Source organism: Paraburkholderia sp. Ac-20340 (assembly GCF_017104965.1).
In the GTDB taxonomy this organism is placed as follows: domain Bacteria; phylum Pseudomonadota; class Gammaproteobacteria; order Burkholderiales; family Burkholderiaceae; genus Paraburkholderia.
In genome coordinates this window covers 95,423-115,568 of the sequence record NZ_JAAGPR010000028.1, presented here as the reverse complement: position 1 = coordinate 115,568, position 20,146 = coordinate 95,423, and the positions used below count along the sequence as shown (strand labels likewise).

Genomic DNA, 20,146 nt, shown 5'->3' with positions numbered 1-20,146 from the left:
TTTGCCAACTGCGTCACACTGGCGGTGTGAGCGGCTTTCTTTTGCCTACTTTTCTTTGCCGCTGCAAAGAAAAGTAGGTGCCGCCCCGCACAGGGGCGACGCTAATAGACCGACACGAAAACAAGGATACGCGCCACCGCCAGAGATGCGAAAAAAATCACCCCTCAAAAACATGATGCAAAGGCGGCACACTCCCGCCGTCCCTCACAGTGATCTCAAACACCTTCCTTTGCCGACTAGAAACCCGCACATCCCCCACATCAAGATAAAACTGCCCATACCAATCCCGCATCTGATAAAGCGGCCCATCCCCCTCACAAAGCAGCGGATTATCGATCCGCGTCTTACTATCCCAGATCGCCACATCCTCATAAAAAGCGGCCTGCGCCTGCGCCACATAAGCCTTGGCGATCTCAAGATTCTGCTCCTCGGAAACCCCGGCAATCTTCTTGACCATCACTCCATAGCGCAGCTCGAAGCTATTCATACCGATCGGCACATGACAGTTCAGCAAAATCGAGTGAACAGGATACCCCCCACTCTGCCCAGTCATTTCGGTGATGTGATAAGCCGGCCCAAAATAAGTCGACAACGCCACCAGCTCATCGCCGCCCAGCCGCTCGCTACGCCCCACCAGCAATTGGGTCGCCTTATGATCCTCAAAGAGATTCGCAAAGTAATCAACCGGCGCGCCATGCACAGTCCCGAAGTGCGCCATATCGGAGATGTTATCCACCAGCTCGCGGCAATTCGTGCCGATCACCATCTTGTCGACAACCCAATCCGACCACTCATCGGATTCACATGCGGCAATCGCAGGAATCGCCACATCGGCGGTCGGCTCACCGCCTTCGGGATCGTGCCAGACAAACAGCAATTGATTCTGCACACACGTATGCCATGTGCCGATCTTTGCTTTCGGCGGAATACGTTTGCAATAAGGTATCGACTGGCATTGCCCATCTCCGTCCCATTGCCAGCCGTGAAACGGACATACCAGCGTATCGCCATCAACACGGCCGGTTGAGAGATCGGCGCCCATATGCGGACAAAAGCCATCGACAATACGAATGCGGCCCGTAGAATCGGCAAACGCCGCGAGCCGTCGGCCGAATATATTCAGCGTGTGCGGCTGCCCGTCCTGATACTCGCTTGCGAGGCCAAGGCAGTGCCAGCCCCGGGCGTAGCGTTGTACGAGCGGCTGGGCTTCGATCTTGTAGGGACGTGCGGACATAGGTTCTCCTCCTGTTTGAATGGAGCGCGTGGCATATAAGATTGCTCATGCCACCTTAATCGCGCGCCGCGCACCATTCATCGTCCCGACGGACTAGGGACGAACGAGGAGAATATGACCGCTGGTTCACTCAGTCATCGCACTTGATGTCCTGCTTGCGCACCACGATGATGAGCGGATAAGTACCGTGTTCGAGTTCGATGCGCGCGACCACCGTGGTCGTCACCGGGTCGCTGTCGTCGTACACGCTAACCTTGTCGTTGCGCAGGTTGACGAGGCCCACGCAACCCGTGGCGCGCCCGTCGTCGCCAACACGGCAGTCGATCTGGTGATCCGCGAAATAGCGGTAGCGGTCACGCTCGGGCAACGCCAGATATTCGCGCATGCTGGCCGCCGCGCCGGCCACTCCGCTGGCGCGGCCAATCGAGCATTCCTGTTGCGATGATGCCGCGTCGCTCGCGCTCTGAGCGTGCGCGAGCGGACTGCCGATGGCAACGGCCGCAGCAAGGGCGGCGAAAACTGAAGCAAGGTATTTCATGGCGCGAATCACGTTAATCGATGCGAAGCCTCGATTCTAACGGCATCGCGCCCGGGTCACAGCGAAGTCCTTACTGGCCTGCCTGCACCACCGCCGCGCTGCGCACCGTTTGCTGGCTGCCGAGCGTCTCGCGCCGCTCCGCGCGCTCCACACCGAGCCACGCTGCCAGCGCCGGCAGCAGAAACACCGCGCCAAACAGGTTGACCAGGAACATGAAGGCCAGCAGCACGCCCATATCCACCTGAAACTTCAACGCGGAAAGCGCCCACGTACCCACGCCGATAAACATCGTCACCGCCGTGAAAAGCGCCGCCGTGCCACGCTGGCGCATGGCCGCGCCAAACGCCTCCGGCAGCGGCGCGCCCGCGCGCAATTCGTGCTGCAATCGCTCGTACAGATAGATTCCGTAATCGACGCCCACACCCACGCCAAGCGTAATCACCGGCAGCGTCGCCACTTTGAGGCCGATACCCAACCAGGCCATCACCGCATTGCAGAGTATCGAAACAATCGTCAGCGGCACGATGATGCACAATACCGCGCGCCACGAGCGGAACGTCACGAAACACAGCAGCGCGATTGCGCCAAAGATCGACAACAGCATGGCGATTTCCGCATCGGCAACGGCTTCGTTGGTCGCCGCCATCACGCCCACGTTGCCGCCCGCCAGGCGAAACGCCACGCCTTTTGTTTCGTCCTCGGCAGCGAAGCGCTTGATCTCGTCGACGATGTGCGCGATCGTGCGCCCTTCGTGGTTATCGGTGTAGATCAGCACCTGGATCGCCTGGCAGTTTTCGGTGTTCATGCCGTTGTCGGGATCGAATGCGCTCGCGCCTTGCGTCAAGCCATCGCTCGAGCGCGGCAACGCTGCCCAGCGCGGATTGCCCTCGTTAAACGCGGCAATCGACACTTTGGCGAGCGACGGCACACTCACCACCGACTGCACACCGGCCACGCCACGCATCTGCATTTCAAAACGCTCGATCGCGCTCATCACCGGGTAATGAAGGCAGGCATCGTCATAACCTTGCGTTTCCACGATCACGGCAAGCGCATCCACGCCGATGTTGTACTGACTCGTGATGCGCGCGTTGTCCACGTTATAGCGCGAATTCGCACGCAATTCGGGCGCACCCGAACCGATATCGCCGATCTGCAATGCACGCGATGCCTGTGCGCCAAACGCCAGCAGACCGAGCGCCAATGCGAATACGCCCAGCGCCGGCAGCGGCCTCGCGAAGACACCAAAGCGCGCCCAGCCATCCGCTTTAGCACCGCTCTGGCCTCGCACCGCGCGACGCTGCGCACGCGCTAATGCACTGCGTTCAAGACGCGTGTACGAAAGCAGAATCGGCAAAAACACCTTGTTGGTGACGATCATCAGCAACACGCCCAGGCATGCCGTAATGCCCAGTTCTCGCACGATATCGATGCGAATACGCATGATCACCATAAAGCCCAGCGCATTTGTGAGCAGCGCAACGGTGCCCGGCACAAAGAGTTTTCGAAATGCGTCGCGCGCCGCATCGCTCGAATTGAGTCCAGTCGCAAGAGCCTGTTTCCACGCATTGGTCATTTGCACCGCATGCGATACACCAATCGAGAAGATCAAAAACGGCACGAGTATCGACATCGGATCGATACCTAGCCCGAGCATCGGCAATGCGCCCAACAACCACACTACCGGCAGCAACGCCACGCACAACGCAAGCGCCGTCGTGCGCAGCGAACGCGTATAGGCCAGCAGCAGCAATGCCGTGATCGCAAACGCAATGCCGAAAAACACCATCACGCCCGCAATACCCGCTTCTACATCGCCCACCAGCTTCGCAAAGCCGATAATATCGACTTCGACATTCTGCCCGGCATAACGCGTGCGAATCTGTTCGAGTTGCTTCGCCACCGCGCTATAGTCAAGCCGCTTGCCAGTGACGGGATCGGTCTCGCGCAATTCCGCACGAATCAGCGCGGCTTTCAGGTCGTTGCTCACCAGCCGGCCGATCTGCCCGGATCGCGCCACGTTGCGGCGCACCTTCGCAAGGTCGTTCGGATTGTTGCTGCTGAACTGGCCGGGCACCACCACGTCGCCGCGAAAACCTGCTTCGGTCACCTCCGTGTAGCGCACGTTCGGCGTGAAAAGCGAAAACACGCGCGAGCGATTCACGCCCGGAATGAAGAACACATCGTCCGTCGCGTGACGCAGCGCGTCCATGAACGGCTCGTTGTAGATATCGCCTTGCCCCTTCCAGCGCAGGCTCACGAGGACCGTGTTCGCGCCCGGAAACGCACTCGCGTAGCGATTGAACACCTGCATATACGGGTGTTCCATCGGAATCATCTTGTTGAAGCCCGGATCGAGCCGCAGCCGCGTGGCCGAATAACCGAATGCAGCAGTCAGCGCCACGCAGATGGCGAGCAGCGCGAGACGATGACGCATGATCGCGCCGGCGCAGCGGTCCACGAAGCGCGCGAGCGCGGAAGGTCGGGAATTGGCGGTCATGTGCTAGCCTTTTATTTCGCAGTACGAGGTATAGATAAACGGCCCGGCTTCAGGATGGCGTATTAGCCTTTGCGGCCGATGCAGGCAGCGCCCAGCGCGTCACGCCCGCTTCGCCCGCTACGAGCAGGTGCACCTGCCCTGCCCCTTGCCCCGGAGCCTCGCCCAGCACGGCAGCCAGGCTTTGCACACCGCCTGCCTTGCGCACGGCATAGTGTTCGCCGCCATCGTCCGAGGTGACGATCGCACCGCCCTGGCCCACCAGCACCAGACGCCCGCCAGGCAATTCCGTTGCGCCGAAATACGAAACGCCGACGCCGCTGTCGATATGCGCCCACGTCTGCCCGTCGTCGTTCGAACGCAGCACGTTGCCGCGCATGCCATAGGCCAGCCACGAGCGATTACCCAGCGGCAAAACGCCAAAGAGCGAGCCCGCGTAAGGCGAGTCGCGCTTTTCCCAGTTCGCGCCGCCATCGCTCGACACCAGCAGCGTGCCCGTTTCGCCTGCGATGACGATACGGCCATCGGCGTCACCGGCAATCGCATTGAGATGGCGGTCGCCCGCCGGTGTCTTTTCCACACGCCAGGTCGCGCCTTCGTCCTGCGAAACCAGCAACTGGCCGAAGCTGCCCGCCACAAACATCGGCCCGTTGGCACGCCCCCAGATCGCGAGCAGCGGGTCCGAATGGCGACGATCGAAACGCACTTCCTGCCAGTGTTCGCCGCCATCGACCGTCCGCACGATCCAGCCGTCGTGCCCCACGGCCACGCCCACGCGCGGCGTGACGAAGAACACTTCGGTGAGCGTCGAGGCTTCATCCGGCGACACCGCTGCTCGCCGCCAGTTCGCCCCCGCATCGTCGCTCAGCAGGATCACGCCGCGCTCGCCCACCGCCACCGTGCGCGAGCCCGCCTGCGCGAGTCCGTTGATCTGCAGCCGGTTGGCCGCAATCGCGCTCGCGGGAAACGCGGGCAAAGGCCGTGGCGCAAACGCGAAGAGCGCCGCGCCCAGCACCGCCGCCGACATCAGCAAGCCCGGAAGCGAAGTTTTCATGGGGTGTCTCCTCGATGTTGTCGTGTGCTGCTTTCTTGATGCTGCGCTGCGTTTTATGCGGGAATCTCGAACAACGCCGCCGCGCCCATCCCGCCGCCGATACACATGGTCACCACGGCCAGCCGCGCACCGCGCCGCCGCCCTTCGATCAGCGCATGCATCGTCATACGCGTGCCCGACATGCCGAACGGGTGCCCCAGCGAAATCGCCCCGCCATCGACGTTCAATCTTTCCATTTGGATACCTAATTGATCTCGGCAATAGATCGCCTGGCAAGCGAATGCTTCATTCAGTTCCCAGATGCCGATATCGCTCACGCTGAGGCGATGCTTTTCGAGCAGACGCGGCACCGCAAACACCGGGCCGATACCCATTTCGTCGGCTTCGCAACCCGCCACCGCAAGACCGCGAAAGATGCCGAGCGGCGCAAGTCCTCGCGCGCGGGCACTCTGTGCGCTCATCACCACCACCGCCGCCGCGCCGTCCGAAAGCTGCGAAGCATTGCCCGCGGTGATGAATTCGCCTTGCGCCACGGCGTCGCCGCCGCTCCATACCGGCTTGAGCGCGGCCAGACTTTCGGCGCTGGTATCGGCACGATTGCATTCGTCGCGCGTGGCCCGCAGATCTTCGTGACCTGTGATGTTACCTTCCTTGTCGAACAAGGCGCGGCGCACATGCATCGGCGCGATCTCCGCATCGAATCGCCCAGCCGCCTGCGCGGCTGCGGTACGACGCTGGCTTTCCAGCGAAAACGCGTCCTGATCCGCGCGGCTGATGCCGTAGCGGCGCGACACCACTTCCGCCGTTTCGATCATCGCCATATAGGCGGCGGGTTGATGCGCAAGCACGCTTTCGGCACGCGCGCGATAGCTGTTTTTATGGCGATTCTGCGTGAGCGTGATCGACTCCACGCCGCCGGCCACGACAATATCGGCGTCGCCGCTCGCGATGCTGCGCGAAGCCACGGCAATCGACATCAAGCCCGACGAGCACATGCGATCGAGCGCCATGCCCGGCACACTCGCTGGCAAGCCGGCCGCCGCCGCTGAAAGCCGCCCGATGTTATAGCCTTGCGTACCCTGTTGCGCGGCGCAACCCATGATGACATCGTCGATCTCGCGGCCTTCCAGCCCCGCTCGCGCGATGGCAGCGCGCACCACATGGCCGCCCAGCGCGGGCGCCTCGGTATCGTTGAAGGCGCCCCGGTAGGCCTTGCCGATGGGAGTACGCGCCACCGAAACAATCACGGCTTCGTTCATCGAATGCTTTCCTGTTGCAAATGACCCAATAGAATTGGGTTGAAATCAGAAGTAATAGCGGCTGATGGTATCGGCGACGCAGCCCGGTTTCGACTCGCCTTCGATCTCCACGCTCACGCGTATCCATGCCTGCACGCCGCCTTCCAGTGCCTCGGCGCGCAAGAGTTCAGCCACACCGCGCACGCGCGCACCCACTCGTACCGGCGCGGGAAAACGCACGCGCTCGCAGCCGTAATTCACGCCCATGCTTGCACCATCGATACGCACGATCTGCGGCAGAAAATAATTGACGAGCGAAAGCGTCAGATAGCCGTGTGCGATGCAGCCGCCGAATGGCCCGCTACCCGCACGCGCGGGATCGACGTGAACCCATTGATGATCGAGCGTGGCATCGGCGAACAGATCGATGCGCGCCTGGTCGATAGCCAACCACGGACTCTCGCCCAGGCGCTCGCCCACCGCATCGAGCAAGTCGCCCGGTTGCGCAAATACACGCACCGGCGCGACGCTTTCATGAAGATCGGTGGCGTTCATCATGCGTGCTGGCTGCTCACAGAAAGCACTTCGCCCGTGAGATACGACGCGTAATCGCTTGCGAGAAACACCATCACGTTGGCCACCTCCCAGACTTCGGCGGCGCGCCCGAAAGCTTCGCGCGACGCCAGTTGTTCGAGCAATTCGGCCGGAGCCGACTTCTTCAGAAAATCGTGCAGCGCAATACTGGGCGCAACCGCATTGATGCGCACGCCATAAGGCGCTGCTTCCAGCGCGGTGCAGCGCGTGAGCGCCATTACGCCAGCCTTGGCCGCCGCGTAGTGCGCCTGTTCCGCCTGCGCGCGCCAGCCCAGCACAGAAGCGTTATTGACGATCACACCGCGCCCACGCGCCTGCATCGGCGGCAGCATCGCGCGCATCATGCGAAACGTGCCAGTCAGGCTAATGTCGAGCACGCGCGACCATTGCGCATCGTCCATATCGACTAGACGGCACGAGCCGCCCAGCCCCGCGTTGTTGATCAGCACGTCCACGCCGCCCGTTTGCGCTTCCGCATAGGCCACCAGCGCGCGCACGGCGGCTTCGTTCGAGACGTCGCAAAGCTGGCCGTGGATGTCGGCAAGGCCAGTTTCGTCGCGCAACTTCGCTACCGCATCGCTCAGGCGCTTCTCGTGGATATCGGAGACGATCAGCGCGCGGCAGCCTTCTTCCGCGCAACGCTTCGCCGCCGCGAAGCCGATGCCCGCACCCGCAGCGGCCGTAATCAGCACGCTCTTGCCTGCGAGGAGTTGATGCCCTGCTACATAGGCCGGTGCAACGGCGAGACGATGTTCTGCGTTCATGCTTGACCTCGAGGTTCTTTCGGCATGCCGAGCCCGCGCTCGGCGATGATATTGAGCTGGATTTCGTTGGTGCCGGCGTAGATTGTGTCGGCGCGCGAGAAGAGAAATACGCCTTGCAGGCGGCTGCGTTTCGTATGACCCGCGTCGGCGGCGTCGACGAAATTCGCCTGCTCGCCCAGCACGTCCATCGCCAGTTGCCCCAGATCGCGATGCCAGTTCGACCAGTAATACTTGTAGATCAGCGCCGCCTTGTCCTGAGCGCCGTCTGCGTTTGCCGCGCCCAGCATCCGCACCGCGTTATGGCGCATGACACGCAGCCCGGCCCACGCCTGGGCGATACGCGCGCGAATCGAAGGCTCGTTTGCCACGCCAGCCTCGCGCGCGGCTTCGATCACCCAGTCGAGCTCGCGAATAAACTGCATCTGCTGGCCCAGCGTGGAAATGCCGCGCTCGAAACCGAGCAGCGTCATGGCGATACGCCAGCCGTCGCCAGGTTCGCCCACCAGATCGGCGGCTTCGGCGCGCGCAGCGTCGAAAAAGACTTCATTGAATTCCGCACCGCCATTCATCTGCCGGATCGGGCGAATGTCGATCCCAGGCTGATCGAGCGGCACGAGGAAAAACGACAGCCCCTTGTTGCCGCGCGATTGCGGATCGCTGCGCGCGAGCACGAAAATCCACTCGGAGTCGTGCGCGAGCGAAGTCCACACCTTCTGCCCGTCGATACGCCAGGCGCCGTCCGGCTGGCGTTCGGCGCGCGTGCGTACGTTGGCGAGATCGGACCCTGCGCCGGGCTCCGAATAGCCCTGACACCAGAACTGCGTGCCGGCGAGAATGCCGGGCAGAAAGCGCGCGCGCTGGTCGGCGTTACCGCAGGCAATCAGCGTGGGGCCGAGCAGCCCTTCGCCGATATGGCCCATGCGGCCGGGTCCGCCTGCACGTGCATATTCCTCGTGAAAAATCACCTGATCGGCCACGCTCCAGCCGCGCCCGCCGACTTCCACCGGCCAGCCCAGTCCCGTCCAGCCGCCCGCCGCCAGTTCGCGTTCCCATGCCTTGCGCAACGCGGGAAATGCGTCTTCGTCGCCGGGGCCGCCGCGAAAGCGCAGGCAGGCGAATTCGCCACACAGATGCGCTTCCATCCATGCAGCAATGGATTCGCGCAGATGGCGCTCGCTGCGGTATTCATCGATGCGTGCGTTCATGCGTGTGCTCCTGCAACGTCGATTACGTGGCGTGCCAGCCAGTCGAGCAAACGCGGCGTCGATCCGAACAGCGCGCCAGATGCCTGAGCACGCTTGAAATAAAGCTGTGGATCGTACTCCCAGGTAAATCCAACTCCGCCGTGCAATTGAATGGCTTCCTGCGCACAGTAGCGCAGTGCATCGTTAGCGCTGGCTTTAGCGACGGCCACCTCGGCGAAAGCAGCCGCCGTCGGCGCGCCCTGCGTCGCGTCCCACACGGCCGCCGCGCCGAGCACTGCGGATCGCGCCGCTTCCACCGCGATCAGCATGTCCGCGCAGCGATGCTTGACCGCCTGAAACGAAGCGATCGTGCGGCCAAACTGCACGCGCTCCGACGTATAAGCGAGCGTGAGATCGAGACATTGCTGCGCCGCGCCGAGTTGTTCGGCGGCAAGCGCCAGCGCGGCGAACCATGCCGTGCAAGTGAGCGCATCACGCACCGTCTCGCCGCGCGCGAGGCAGGCCGAACGTGCAACGCCTACGTTTTCAAGCGCGATGGACGCGAAGGGCCGCGTGCCGTCCAGCGTCGTTAGCGGCCGGCGAGAAACGCCAGGCAGGGTCGTCTCCACGGCGAACAGCGCAAGCTCAGCGCCATCGCGTGCAGGCACGATCAGCAAATCGGCCATCACGCCGTCGATCACTGCGCCCGCTTTTCCGCTGAGTTTGTAGCCGTCGGCCGTTTTATGAGCCTCGATAGACCACGTTTGCGCATCGCCTGCCTCGAATGGCGCCGACTGCGCCAGCGCCAGCGCGGCCCGCGTCTCGCCCGCTGCAATCCGCGCAAGCCAGCGCACGATCTCTTCGTTGGGTTCCGCATGGGCACGCTCGTGCGGCAGGCATTGCGTCAGCGATTGCGCGGCCAGCACCGCCGTGCCGAAGTACGGCACGCACGCAAGCCGGCGCCCCAATTGCTCCATCACCAGCGCAAGCGCCTTCGCGCCCAGCCCCGCGCCGCCCGCCCGCTCAGGCACGCTCAAGCCACACCAGCCCAGTTCCGCGGCGATCGTCTGCCAGAGCGCCGCGTCGTAGCCCGCATGACGCTCCAGTGCGCGACGTACATCGGCGGATGCGCTTTGCTGCGCCAGCACTTCGGCGGCGCTATCGCGTATCAGCGCTTCCTCTTCGCTCAGCCCGAGATCCATGGCATCAGCTTCCATAGACACGCTGCGCCGGGCGAACCTGCGTGAGCAGCGCCGCCACGGCAGCGCCCACTTCGCCCGCCGGCCAGCGCGCGCCGCGATCCACGCGCGGGCCGCTGCGCCAGCCTTCGGCCACCGAGATCATGCCGCCCGCGACTTCGAAAACCTGGCCCGTGACATCGCCCGACTGCTCGCTCGCAAGCCACACGACCAGCGGCGCAACGTTCGCCGGATCGAAGGCATCGAAGCTGCCGTCCTCGGGTTTTTTCATCATGTCGGCAAAGACGGCTTCGGTCATGGCCGTGCGCGCCGATGGCGCCAGCGCATTCGCGCAGACGCCATAGCGCTGCAACTCCGCTGCCTGCATGAGCGTGAGCGCGGCGATGCCGGCCTTCGCCGCGCCGTAGTTCGACTGCCCGATCGAGCCTTGCAAGCCCGCCCCGGAACTCGTATTGATAATGCGCGCCGATACCGGCGTGCCAGCCTTGGCCGCGTCGCGCCAGCCACGCGCGAGAATCTGCGCGAGGCAAAAGTGGCCGCGCAGATGCACGCGCATCACGGTGTCCCAGTCGTCTTCCGTCATGCTCGTGAACATGCGGTCGCGGCACACGCCAGCGTTATTCACCAGCGCGTGGATGGTGCCGAACGCCGCTTGTGCCGCATCGACGATACGTTGCGCGGTGTCCATGCGCGTGATGTCGTCGGCGTTGGCGAGCGCGCGGCCGCCTGCCTGCACGATCTCGTCGCAGACGGCTTGCGCTGCCTCCGCGCGCAGATCGTTGACCACGACCGCCGCGCCTTGCGCCGCCAGTGCGAGCGCATATTCGCGCCCCAACCCGCCGCCTGCGCCCGTGACGATGACGGTACGTCCTGTACAGATTCCCATGCCTGACCTCTTGTGTAGTGCTCTTTCGTTTCGAAGCGTCGCTTCAAAGACGTTCGATGATCGTCACGTTCGCGAGTCCGCCGCCTTCGCACATCGTCTGGAGTCCGTATCGTCCGCTCGTGCGCTCCAGTTCATGCAACAAGGTCGTCATCAGGCGCGCGCCCGTTGCCCCCAGCGGATGACCCAATGCAATCGCACCGCCATTCGGATTCGTGCGTCCAGGGTCATACGCCGATTCCGCAAGCCAGGCCAATGCCACCGACGCAAATGCCTCGTTGATTTCGACGACATCGATATCTGCCAGCGAAAGCCCGGCTTTTTTTAGCGCGTGACGCGTGGCCGGAATCGGCGCGGTGAGCATCCAGAGCGGATCGTCGCCAAGCACGCTCAGGTGATGAATACGCGCGCGCGGCACGAGACCATAACGGCGCAATGCGTCCTCGGAAACGATCAACAGCGCCGCTGCGGCATCGCAGGTCTGGCTCGACACGGCTGCCGTCAACGAGCCGCCAGGGATCAGCGGTTCGAGCGCCGCCATCTTCTCCAGAGACGTATCGGGGCGCGGCGTTTCGTCGTGCGCGAGCCCAAAACACGGCACGATTTCACGGGCAAAACGCTTCGATTCGATCGCAGCAACCGCACGCCGATGACTCTCCAGCGCGTAACGCTCCATCACTTCGCGCGAAAGCCCCCAGTGATCCGCAATACGCTGCGCCGCGTCGAACTGCGATACGGGCGCATCGCCAAAGCGCGCGCGCCAACCCGTGCTGCCCGAAAAGGGATCGCTAAAACCCAGTGGCACCGCCGCCGTCATCGCAGACGAAATAGGAATCTGCGTCATCGTCTGCACACCGCCCGCGATCACCACGTCCTGCACGCCGCTCATGACGGCCTGCGCCGCAAAATGCACAGCCTGTTGCGAGGAGCCGCACTGGCGATCCACCGTCACGCCCGGCACCGTGAGCGGCAAGCCCGCAGCCAGCCAGCACGTGCGCGCGATATTGCCCGCGAGCGGGCCGATGGTGTCCACGCAGCCGAACACCACGTCGTCATAATCCTCTGCGGGAATGGCGTTACGTGCGACCAGCTCTTTCAGCACGAAGCCGCCGAGATCCGCTGCGTGCACCGCAGCGAGCGAACCTTTGCGCCGCCCCGTGGGCGTACGCAGCGCATCGACGATATAGGCCTGTTTCATCTTCACTCCAGTTCGAAAGTGCGAGCCGGACCGATCGGTGCGCGCGCATCGATCAGCGTGCGTGCGACGCGTTCACGGTGGAACGTCGTATCGCCCCAATGTCCAGCCAGCGCCCAGATGCGCTTGACGAAAATCTGCAAATCCAGCTCCCACGTGTAACCCATCGCGCCGTGTACCTGAATTGCGTTGCGCGCGGCGAGTTGTGCTGCGGATAGCGCGGCGAGCTTCGCGTGCGAGACATAAAGCGCACATTGCGGGTCGTTGGTCGCAAGCGCGCAGGCAGCGCGATACACCACGGGACGCGCGAATTCATAGCGGATCGCGACATCGGCGAGCAGGTGCTTGACGGCCTGATACGCGCCGATAGGCTTGCCGAATTGCTTGCGTTGCGAGGTGTAATCGATCGCCGCGTCCAGCACGCGCTGTGTGAGGCCGAGCAATTGCGCCGCTACGGCAAACGCGCCGTGATCGAGCATGGTGTCGAGCAAGGGCGCGGATTCTTGCGCATTGGCGATGCGCGTGGTTGCATCGGGTGTCCAGCCGAGCGCGAATAAACGCCGCGATGGGTCCACGCTTTCCACACCCTGCAGCGAGCAGGCTGCGGGCGTTACGCGATGCAACTCACCGTCGCGTTCGCACAGCAGCACGTGTGCAACATGCGCATCGGCCACATACGGATTGACGGGATGCCCGAGCGCAACGCGCGCGCCGCCCTGGGCAATCTGCGCGAGCAAGGTGTCGCGCCAGTCGCTTGCGGGCAGACGATTCAACAGCGCCACGGCCACCAGCGCGGTATCCATCAACGGATCGGGTCCGCCAAAATAGCCCCACGTTTGCGCGAGCAAAGCCCATTCGTTGGTGCTCATGCCCAGACCGCCTTGCGCCTCGGGCACCGTGACGCCCGTCATGCCCTGTTCGGCGAGCTGCGCCCAGTGCCGCTCCGAGCGGCCGGTTTCGCTTTCCCAAAGCTCGCGAATCAGTTCGGGCGTCAGCTCGGTCATCAGGAAGCGGCGTGCGCTATCGGCAAACGCTTCCTGGTCATCGTCGAATGAAAAGTCCATGTTTTGATCAGGAATCCATATCGAATGGTGTGTCGTGTATTCCGCTGTTCGACTGCCGGATTAACCGCGCGGCATGCCCAGCATGCGTTCGGCGACGATGTTGCGCTGGATTTCGTTGGTGCCCGCGTAGATCGGCCCTGCCTGCGCAAACAGAAAGCCGTCGAGCCAGTTGCCCAGGCGCGCGCGGTCCTGCGCACTGTGCGGCACCACCTCCGCCTGCGCGCCCAGAATATCGAGCGCCGTCTGATGCATGCGCAGATCCAGTTCCGACCAGAACACCTTGTTCGTGCTCGATTCCGCGCCAATATGCCCGCCCTTCTGCAAGCGGCTCGCCGTCATGTACGTGGATAACGCGTAAGCCTGTGCGTCCATCCAGGCCGTCGCCACGCGCTCGCGCAATGACGGATCGCGCCGCGCCGCTTCCGGGTGCGCAATCAGCAGATCGCGCAATGCTTCGGCGGTGCGCTGGAATCGCGCGGGCGAGCGCAGCATCAAGCCGCGCTCGAAGCCCGCCGTCGCCATCGCCACCTGCCAGCCCATGCCTTCTCCGGCGATGCGGTTCGCTGCCGGCACGCGCACATCGTCGAAGAAGATTTCGGCGAAACCGGTCTGCCCGTTCAACTGGCGAATCGGCCGTACCGTGATGCCCGGCGCGTTCAGCGGCACCATCAGGAAAGTGAGGCCGTGATGGCGCGTGGACTGCGGATCGGTACGAAAGAGGCCAAACAACCAGTCGGCCCAGACCGCGCGCGTCGACCAGATTTTCTGGCCGTTGAGCAGATAATCGTCGCCGTCGCGCAGCGCGCTTGCGCGAATCGCGGCCATGTCCGAACCGGCGTTCGGCTCCGACCAACCCTGCGCCCAGACATGCTCGCCGGAGGCCATCGCCGGTAGAAAGCGCGCCTTTTGATCTTCGGTGCCGAAGTCCATCAGCGTGGGGCCAAGCAGGAAGATGCCGTTCTGGTTCACGCGCATCGGTGCATCGGCGCGCCAGTATTCTTCTTCGAAGATCAGCCATTCGATCAGATCGCAGCCGCGTCCGCCCAGCTCGCGCGGCCACGTGACCATGCTCCAGCGCCCCGAATGCAGTGTGCGTTCCCAGTCGCGATGGGCCGCGAAACCCGCTTCCGTGTCGAAGCTCGGCAGCGGCGCACGCGGCACGTGATCGGCGAGCCAAGCGCGAATCTCCTCGCGGAAGGCGCGCTGTTGCGGCGTGTAGTCGAGTTTCATGCGCGGCCCTCGCGCGGTTGGCGTGCGTCGTCGAATTGCGCGCTGCGCTTTTCCACAAAGGCGCTGCGTGCTTCGGTCGAATCGTTCGTCATATAGGCCTGCAACGTGAAGCCCTGTTCCCAGCGGTATTTGTCTTCGAGGTCGCCGTCTTCCACGCCGTTAAGCGCTTCCTTGGCGAGCGCCAGCATCGCACCGCTCTTTTCCGCAATGCGCTGCGCGAGTTCAAGCGCCGCGTGGCGCAATGCTTCGCGCGGCACGACGCGCTCCACGGCGCCTAGTCGCCAGGCTTCATCCGCATCGACCATATCGCCGGTGAAGTACATCGCGCGCACCTTCTGGACTCCGAACATTCTCTGCAGATGCGCGCCGCCGCCCATCGCACCGCGGTCGATTTCCGGTACGCCAAAGCGCGCGCATTGCGAAGCAATCACAATATCCGCCGCCCCGCAGATGCCGATACCACCGCCCAGCACGAACCCATGCACCGCCACGATCACCGGCTTGGTGCTGCGATGCACTGCGCGAAACGTCGCGTAATTGCCCGCATTCACAGCGACGATACGCTCGGGATACGCCGCCAGTTCCTTGATATCGACGCCCGCGCAAAAGCCCCGGCCTTCGCCGCGCAGCAGGATCACGCGCACGCTGTCGTCACGGCCCAGTGCGTCGATGGCGGCGGCCAGCGCGTACCAGTCTTCGCTGTCGAGCGCGTTGACCGGCGGCCGGTCGAGCGTCAATTCGGCCACTGCGCCCTGCGTGCCCACGCGCGCGATCGTGAATGCCGGCCGGCGCGCGGCCCCTTCGTCATGGCTTGCTTGTGTCATGTTCCCCGTCCCTGTTTCGTGAAATGCGTCAGTGCGTGTTCTCGGCGAGTTCGCCCCGCAAGGCGCAGATTGCCTCGATACGTTCGACGGCCTCCTGCACGATGCGCTCGATCACTGCCGCACACGGTTCGATTGCGCCGATCATCGCGGCGGCCTGGCCACCCGGCAGCACGCCTTCGTCGGGCATGCCATCGACAATCGCGCGCTGGATCAGATATGGCGCATTCGCGGCCATCAGCGTCTGGCTCGCCGTATAACCGTGTTCGCGCAGCGCCTTCATGCCGATCGACGCCATCTGCGCCAGCGACAAGCCGTTCTGCCGCCGCCACGCCTGCGCCGTGCGCAACGCAAAGAGCGTGCGGCGCAGCGGCCCGAGCGCTTCCAGATGCAGCAGATATGGGTTGTCGATCATGCGCTGCGGCAGGCCGTCGAGCGCCGCGGAAACGCGAATCTGCGCCGGATCTTTCACGGCCACATAACGCGCGAGCGTTGCCTGCGGCACGGGAGATTCGGCGGTCATGAGAAAGCGCGTGCCCATGGCGATGCCCGCCGCGCCGTAACCGAGCGCGGCCGCCAGACCGCGCCCATCGAAGAAGCCGCCCGCCGCGATCACCGGCACCTGCACGGCGTCCAGCACACGCGGCAACAACAGCGTGGTGGGCACGGACCCCGTGTGGCCGCCGCCTTCCGCGCCCTGCACCGTGACCGCATCCGCGCCCAGTTCGACGGCTTTAGCCGCGTGCTTCGGCGCGCCGACCGTGGGAATGCACAGCACGCCCGCGTCCTTGAAACGACGGATCGTCGCGGCATCCGGCCCGCGCCCATAGCTCACCGCACGCAGCCGGTGGCGAATCGCCAGATCGACCACTTGCGCCGCGTTCGGCTGGAACATATGAAAGTTGATGCCGAACGGACGGTCCGTGAGCGACTTCACGCGCAGAATCTCGGCCTCGACATGATCGGGTTCGAGTGTCGCGCCCGCGAGAAAGCCGAAGCCGCCCGCGTTACAGGTCGCCGCGACCAGTTTCGCATCGGCCACCCATCCCATCGCCGTCTGAATGACCGGATAACGACAGCCGAGCAGATCGGTCAGCGGCGTCCGCAATGCGGAGATCGTCGCGCTCATGATCTGGATTCCTTATCGTCTGCCGAAGCGCGCTGCGACTGCGCCATTTTGCGCGCGTCATAACCGCCAAGACGGTCGCCGCTCACGAGTTCGTTATGCGCATGCGCGAAGTGATGCCAGGCGAAAGCCGCATCCATTGCCGCGCGTTTGCCCTGCAATTCCTCGACATGATTGAGCGCCTGCTTCGTCAATGCGAGTCCGAGACGCGGCATCGCAGCGATTTTTCCCGCGATTTCCTGCACCGTAGCGCTCAAGGTTTCGCGCGGCACCACACGGTTGAGCATGCCCATCTGCTGCGCGCGCTGCGCATTCATCCGCTCGCCCAGAAACAGAAACTCCTTGGCGATACGCGGATTCAGTTCGTAAGCGTGCGCGAAATACTCCACGCCGGGAATGCCCATGCGCACGACGGGATCGGCGAAGAATGCATCGTCGGAGGCGACGATCAGATCGCACACCCACGCGAGCATCAAGCCGCCCGCCACACACGCGCCCTGCACCATCGCAATGGTCGGTTTGGGCAGATCGCGCCAGCGCCGGCACATGCCCAGATACACTTCCTGCTCGCGCGCATAGAGGAATTCGCCGCCCTCCTTGCCAACGTGGTCGTACCAGAGCGACTGACGCTCGAACGAGACGTCGATATCGCGGCCTGGCGTGCCAATATCGTGCCCCGCCGAAAAGTGCTTGCCCGCACCGGCGAGCACGATGACCTTCACGGCATCGTCGTGCGCCGCGCGCCGGAACGCGGCGTCCAGCGCATAGGTCATCTGCGAATTCTGCGCGTTGTGATACGCAGGGCGATTCATCGTGATGGTCGCGATGCCGTTATCGACCGCGTAGAGCACCACGTCTTCGGTTTGCGCAAGCGTCTGCTGCATGTTGGCCTCGCTTCGCGTTACGCGCGCCGGGGCGCGGGATTATCGCGCAGGATCGACGCGCGCAGATTGTGCGGATCGAGCGTGCGCAGGATCTGCAGATCTTCGGCGCGCGGCGCGGCAGTGACGCTGATGTCATCGGCTTGCTGAAGCGCGAAGCCGGTTGCTGCCTGCACTTCGTCGAAGCTCACGCCCGGATGGAGCGAACGCACGCGCACCGCATGATCCGTGCCGCCGAAGTCCATCACGCAGAGATCGGTGACAATGGCGCGCAAATCCGTGAATGCACGCATGCCTTCGATCTCGCGCGCCGGGTTGTAGCCCACGCTGCAGACCATATCGACTTCGTCTGCCACGAAGGTTCGCGTCGTGTGGCTGGTCACGAAGAACGAATTCGCGTGATTGATGCTGTTGCCGGGAAAACCGCGCGCGCCCAGCAATTGCGTCTTCGGCTTTGCATAATCGCGGCCCAGCCAGGAGATATTTGCCTGCCCGTAACGGTCGATCTGCGTAGGCATGACCAGCGCGTGGCGGCGGCCGTGCCAGACGCAATCGAACACGCGCTCGTAGGTCATCCAGCCGCTTGCGGCCACACGGTACGCGTCATCGCGCGGGCCCAGCGGCACGGGCGATTCCACCAGATACGCTTCGCCGTCCGTGAGCATCAGCCCGGCGTTGTAGGCGAGACGTGCGAGACCCGCTGCGAGACGCGGTCCGGTGCCGATGCCGGTCGCCAGCACTTCGCCGTCGTCGCGCCAGAGCCGCGCCGAGGCGACGATCATCAGTTCGGCGAGGGAGTATTCCAAAGCGTCGTTCACGCGCGCTCCTATCAGAGAATCGGCAGCGGCAATGCCGCTACGTGGGAGGGACCGCCCGCGCCTGCGAGCCATGCGGATTCGTCGGGGCCGACTACGTCGCGCAGATAGGCCGCTGTCTGCTGTTCGTCGGCGGCTGCCGCACAATAAGCCTTCAAATGCGGCAGATCCCAGCCGTAGGCAGGCGCGCAGGAAGTGGGATGCGCACCGCACGGCGCATGCACCACGCCGCTCACCAGCGAACGCTCGAACGGATTGCGACGCGCAGCTTCGAGGTCCACACTCGCAAGCGACGTTTCCAGCGTCTCGCAACTCACGTATGTGCGCCTGGCCGCGCGCGCAAACCAGGCGTCGAAGAACGGATCGGGGCCATCGATACGGGTGTTGCCCATTGCATCGGCGGCATTGACGTGCAGCAGCGCGGCGTCGAGTTCGATTGCCGGCATCGCCAACAATGTTTCGGCATCCTTATAAGGTGAACGAACCGTGCGAAGCTGCGGTGCGTGGCGCAGCAGATCGGTGCCGAGCCCCACGCGGGTCGGCAGAAACGGCAGACGTGCAGCCGCAGCGCGCAAGCCGAGTTGCAGCAAGCCTTCGTCCAGTTCCAGCACGTCGATCGCACCGTTCTCGCGGGCACGGCGGAAATGCGGCTCCAGCGGAATCACGTCGAGCGACACGAAGCCGAACACCACCTTCTTCACCTTGCCAGCCGCGCAGAGCAGGCCCACATCCGGCCCGCCGTAGGCCACCACCGTGAGATCGCGCAGCGGCGAGCGCACGATCTCGCGCACCAGTGCCATGGGCTTGCGGCGCGGTCCCCAGCCACCGATGCCGATTGTCATACCGTCTTCGAGCTGCGCCACCACATCGCGCGCACTCAGACATTTATCGAGCGTTTTCATTCGCTTCCCTGTTTAAAAGCCGATGCTGAAATCGTGGCCCCAGAGGCTCACGCGCGTCGCTTCATAGACGCTGTGCTCGCTCCAGTCCACCTCCAGACCGCCAAAACCGTATTCAAGGTCGAAGCCGCCTGGCGTCTTCATATAGAACGACGTCATGCGATCGTTGCAGTGACGGCCGAGCGTGGCGGACATCTTCACGCCATGCGCGGCCACGCGGTCGAGCGCGCGGCCCACCTCGTCCATCGATCCGACTTCGGCCATCACATGGATGCAGCCCGAAGGCACGGCCAGATCCATGATCGCGAGGCTGTGATGGCGCGCGTTGCCGCAATGGAGAAAGTGAATGCGCTTTTCGGGTTCCGCGGGATCGGCGGTAAAGCGCACGCGGTAGATATCGGAGAGCGCGAAGCCGAGCACGTCGCGCAAAAACGCATCGGTGGCGTCGAAGGCCGGCGCGGGCAACACCGTATGTCCCAGACCCATGGCGCCGGTAACGAAGCCGGGCACGCCCACGGGCGAAACGAAGCGGCGAAAGTCCGCCCGCACGCCCCAGAAGAATTCATGCCGGTTGCCCGATGGGTCGAGGCACCAGACCATCGCCTGCACGCGGCGCAACGCGGTTTCCTGAGCGCTCGCGCGGTGCGGCTCCATGCCCGCGTTTTCCAGCTTGCTCACCAGGGACGCGAGCGCCGCTTCATCGGCCAGTTCCCAGCCCGAGGCGAAGTAGCGATCCTCCTTGCCCGGCACGATCAGATAGCGGAAGTCGCGCTCGTCCATCTTGAGGTACAACGCGCCGCTATCTTTTTCACCGGCCTCGTGCGCTTGCATGCCCAGCACGTCGCGCGCGTACTCGCGCCACTTGCCCGCATCCGCCGACTGCACGACGACGTAGCCCAATGCCCGCACATCGCTCATCTTCGCCCCTCC

19 protein-coding genes are annotated in these 20,146 nt (G+C 63.8%); all 19 read right to left on the bottom strand.

The window, feature by feature from the left end; all coding sequences use genetic code 11:
- Positions 1–157: 157 nt before the first annotated feature.
- Complete coding sequence (locus tag G3N59_RS27920; RefSeq protein ID WP_205986061.1) at positions 158–1,234, bottom strand: Rieske 2Fe-2S domain-containing protein; 1,077 nt, start codon at positions 1,232–1,234, stop codon at positions 158–160.
- A gap of 130 nt (positions 1,235–1,364) precedes the next feature.
- Complete coding sequence (locus G3N59_RS27915; protein ID WP_205986060.1) at positions 1,365–1,772, bottom strand: hypothetical protein; 408 nt, start codon at positions 1,770–1,772, stop codon at positions 1,365–1,367.
- 70 nt (positions 1,773–1,842) lie between these two features.
- The gene (locus G3N59_RS27910) at positions 1,843–4,272 is read right to left on the bottom strand and encodes an MMPL family transporter (protein WP_205986059.1); all 2,430 of its coding nucleotides are present in this window, start codon (positions 4,270–4,272) and stop codon (positions 1,843–1,845) included.
- Positions 4,273–4,321: 49 nt separating this feature from the next.
- Positions 4,322–5,323: a sialidase gene (locus tag G3N59_RS27905; protein ID WP_205986058.1), complete on the bottom strand. Its 1,002-nt coding sequence runs from the start codon at positions 5,321–5,323 to the stop codon at positions 4,322–4,324.
- A gap of 53 nt (positions 5,324–5,376) precedes the next feature.
- On the bottom strand, positions 5,377–6,582 hold the full coding sequence (locus tag G3N59_RS27900) for an acetyl-CoA C-acyltransferase (protein WP_205986057.1): 1,206 nt from the start codon (positions 6,580–6,582) through the stop codon (positions 5,377–5,379).
- Between the two features lie 45 nt (positions 6,583–6,627).
- Positions 6,628–7,116 carry a MaoC family dehydratase gene (locus tag G3N59_RS27895; RefSeq protein ID WP_241024316.1) on the bottom strand — a complete coding sequence of 163 codons (489 nt, stop codon included), beginning with the start codon at positions 7,114–7,116 and terminating at the stop codon, positions 6,628–6,630.
- On the bottom strand, positions 7,116–7,919 hold the full coding sequence (locus G3N59_RS27890; protein WP_205986055.1) for an SDR family oxidoreductase: 804 nt from the start codon (positions 7,917–7,919) through the stop codon (positions 7,116–7,118). Before G3N59_RS27890 ends, G3N59_RS27895 begins: the two co-directional genes overlap by 1 nt.
- Positions 7,916–9,124: an acyl-CoA dehydrogenase family protein gene (locus G3N59_RS27885; RefSeq protein WP_205986054.1), complete on the bottom strand. Its 1,209-nt coding sequence runs from the start codon at positions 9,122–9,124 to the stop codon at positions 7,916–7,918. The genes G3N59_RS27890 and G3N59_RS27885 overlap by 4 nt, the downstream gene beginning before the upstream one ends.
- Positions 9,121–10,305: an acyl-CoA dehydrogenase family protein gene (locus G3N59_RS27880; RefSeq protein ID WP_205986053.1), complete on the bottom strand. Its 1,185-nt coding sequence runs from the start codon at positions 10,303–10,305 to the stop codon at positions 9,121–9,123. Before G3N59_RS27880 ends, G3N59_RS27885 begins: the two co-directional genes overlap by 4 nt.
- A gap of 4 nt (positions 10,306–10,309) precedes the next feature.
- Entirely contained in the window at positions 10,310–11,188 is an 879-nt protein-coding gene (locus G3N59_RS27875) for an SDR family oxidoreductase (protein WP_205986052.1), read from the bottom strand.
- 43 nt (positions 11,189–11,231) lie between these two features.
- On the bottom strand, positions 11,232–12,383 hold the full coding sequence (locus tag G3N59_RS27870; RefSeq protein WP_205986051.1) for an acetyl-CoA C-acetyltransferase: 1,152 nt from the start codon (positions 12,381–12,383) through the stop codon (positions 11,232–11,234).
- A gap of 2 nt (positions 12,384–12,385) precedes the next feature.
- The gene (locus G3N59_RS27865) at positions 12,386–13,444 is read right to left on the bottom strand and encodes an acyl-CoA dehydrogenase family protein (RefSeq protein ID WP_205986050.1); all 1,059 of its coding nucleotides are present in this window, start codon (positions 13,442–13,444) and stop codon (positions 12,386–12,388) included.
- A gap of 60 nt (positions 13,445–13,504) precedes the next feature.
- Entirely contained in the window at positions 13,505–14,674 is a 1,170-nt protein-coding gene (locus tag G3N59_RS27860; RefSeq protein WP_205986049.1) for an acyl-CoA dehydrogenase family protein, read from the bottom strand.
- On the bottom strand, positions 14,671–15,498 hold the full coding sequence (locus G3N59_RS27855) for an enoyl-CoA hydratase family protein (RefSeq protein ID WP_205986048.1): 828 nt from the start codon (positions 15,496–15,498) through the stop codon (positions 14,671–14,673). Before G3N59_RS27855 ends, G3N59_RS27860 begins: the two co-directional genes overlap by 4 nt.
- Before the next feature lie 28 nt (positions 15,499–15,526).
- Complete coding sequence (locus G3N59_RS27850) at positions 15,527–16,624, bottom strand: nitronate monooxygenase (protein WP_205986047.1); 1,098 nt, start codon at positions 16,622–16,624, stop codon at positions 15,527–15,529.
- On the bottom strand, positions 16,621–17,505 hold the full coding sequence (locus G3N59_RS27845; RefSeq protein WP_205986046.1) for an enoyl-CoA hydratase: 885 nt from the start codon (positions 17,503–17,505) through the stop codon (positions 16,621–16,623). The genes G3N59_RS27850 and G3N59_RS27845 overlap by 4 nt, the downstream gene beginning before the upstream one ends.
- A gap of 17 nt (positions 17,506–17,522) precedes the next feature.
- Positions 17,523–18,320, bottom strand: coding sequence for a ketoacid CoA transferase (locus tag G3N59_RS27840; RefSeq protein ID WP_205986045.1), 798 nt, complete (start codon positions 18,318–18,320; stop codon positions 17,523–17,525).
- An 11-nt stretch (positions 18,321–18,331) separates the two neighbouring features.
- Complete coding sequence (locus G3N59_RS27835; RefSeq protein ID WP_205986044.1) at positions 18,332–19,219, bottom strand: CoA transferase subunit A; 888 nt, start codon at positions 19,217–19,219, stop codon at positions 18,332–18,334.
- Between the two features lie 12 nt (positions 19,220–19,231).
- Positions 19,232–20,134 (bottom strand): VOC family protein, encoded by a 903-nt coding sequence (locus G3N59_RS27830; protein WP_205986043.1) that lies wholly within the window; start codon positions 20,132–20,134, stop codon positions 19,232–19,234.
- Positions 20,135–20,146: the final 12 nt, after the last annotated feature.

Excerpts from the sequence above, each read along its gene's own strand:
- G3N59_RS27890 (WP_205986055.1), bottom strand. The coding sequence starts at position 7,919 with ATGAACGCAGAACATCGTCTCGCCGTTGCACCGGCCTATGTAGCAGGG.
- G3N59_RS27835 (WP_205986044.1), bottom strand. The coding sequence starts at position 19,219 with ATGAAAACGCTCGATAAATGTCTGAGTGCGCGCGATGTGGTGGCGCAG.
- G3N59_RS27865 (WP_205986050.1), bottom strand. The coding sequence starts at position 13,444 with ATGGACTTTTCATTCGACGATGACCAGGAAGCGTTTGCCGATAGCGCA.
- G3N59_RS27870 (WP_205986051.1), bottom strand. The coding sequence starts at position 12,383 with ATGAAACAGGCCTATATCGTCGATGCGCTGCGTACGCCCACGGGGCGG.
- G3N59_RS27845 (WP_205986046.1), bottom strand. The coding sequence starts at position 17,505 with ATGCAGCAGACGCTTGCGCAAACCGAAGACGTGGTGCTCTACGCGGTC.
- G3N59_RS27915 (WP_205986060.1), bottom strand. The coding sequence starts at position 1,772 with ATGAAATACCTTGCTTCAGTTTTCGCCGCCCTTGCTGCGGCCGTTGCC.
- G3N59_RS27855 (WP_205986048.1), bottom strand. The coding sequence starts at position 15,498 with ATGACACAAGCAAGCCATGACGAAGGGGCCGCGCGCCGGCCGGCATTC.
- G3N59_RS27885 (WP_205986054.1), bottom strand. The coding sequence starts at position 9,124 with ATGAACGCACGCATCGATGAATACCGCAGCGAGCGCCATCTGCGCGAA.
- G3N59_RS27880 (WP_205986053.1), bottom strand. The coding sequence starts at position 10,305 with ATGGATCTCGGGCTGAGCGAAGAGGAAGCGCTGATACGCGATAGCGCC.
- G3N59_RS27895 (WP_241024316.1), bottom strand. The coding sequence starts at position 7,116 with ATGAACGCCACCGATCTTCATGAAAGCGTCGCGCCGGTGCGTGTATTT.
- G3N59_RS27920 (WP_205986061.1), bottom strand. The coding sequence starts at position 1,234 with ATGTCCGCACGTCCCTACAAGATCGAAGCCCAGCCGCTCGTACAACGC.
- G3N59_RS27830 (WP_205986043.1), bottom strand. The coding sequence starts at position 20,134 with ATGAGCGATGTGCGGGCATTGGGCTACGTCGTCGTGCAGTCGGCGGAT.
- G3N59_RS27860 (WP_205986049.1), bottom strand. The coding sequence starts at position 14,674 with ATGAAACTCGACTACACGCCGCAACAGCGCGCCTTCCGCGAGGAGATT.
- G3N59_RS27910 (WP_205986059.1), bottom strand. The coding sequence starts at position 4,272 with ATGACCGCCAATTCCCGACCTTCCGCGCTCGCGCGCTTCGTGGACCGC.
- G3N59_RS27850 (WP_205986047.1), bottom strand. The coding sequence starts at position 16,624 with ATGAGCGCGACGATCTCCGCATTGCGGACGCCGCTGACCGATCTGCTC.
- G3N59_RS27900 (WP_205986057.1), bottom strand. The coding sequence starts at position 6,582 with ATGAACGAAGCCGTGATTGTTTCGGTGGCGCGTACTCCCATCGGCAAG.
- G3N59_RS27875 (WP_205986052.1), bottom strand. The coding sequence starts at position 11,188 with ATGGGAATCTGTACAGGACGTACCGTCATCGTCACGGGCGCAGGCGGC.
- G3N59_RS27905 (WP_205986058.1), bottom strand. The coding sequence starts at position 5,323 with ATGAAAACTTCGCTTCCGGGCTTGCTGATGTCGGCGGCGGTGCTGGGC.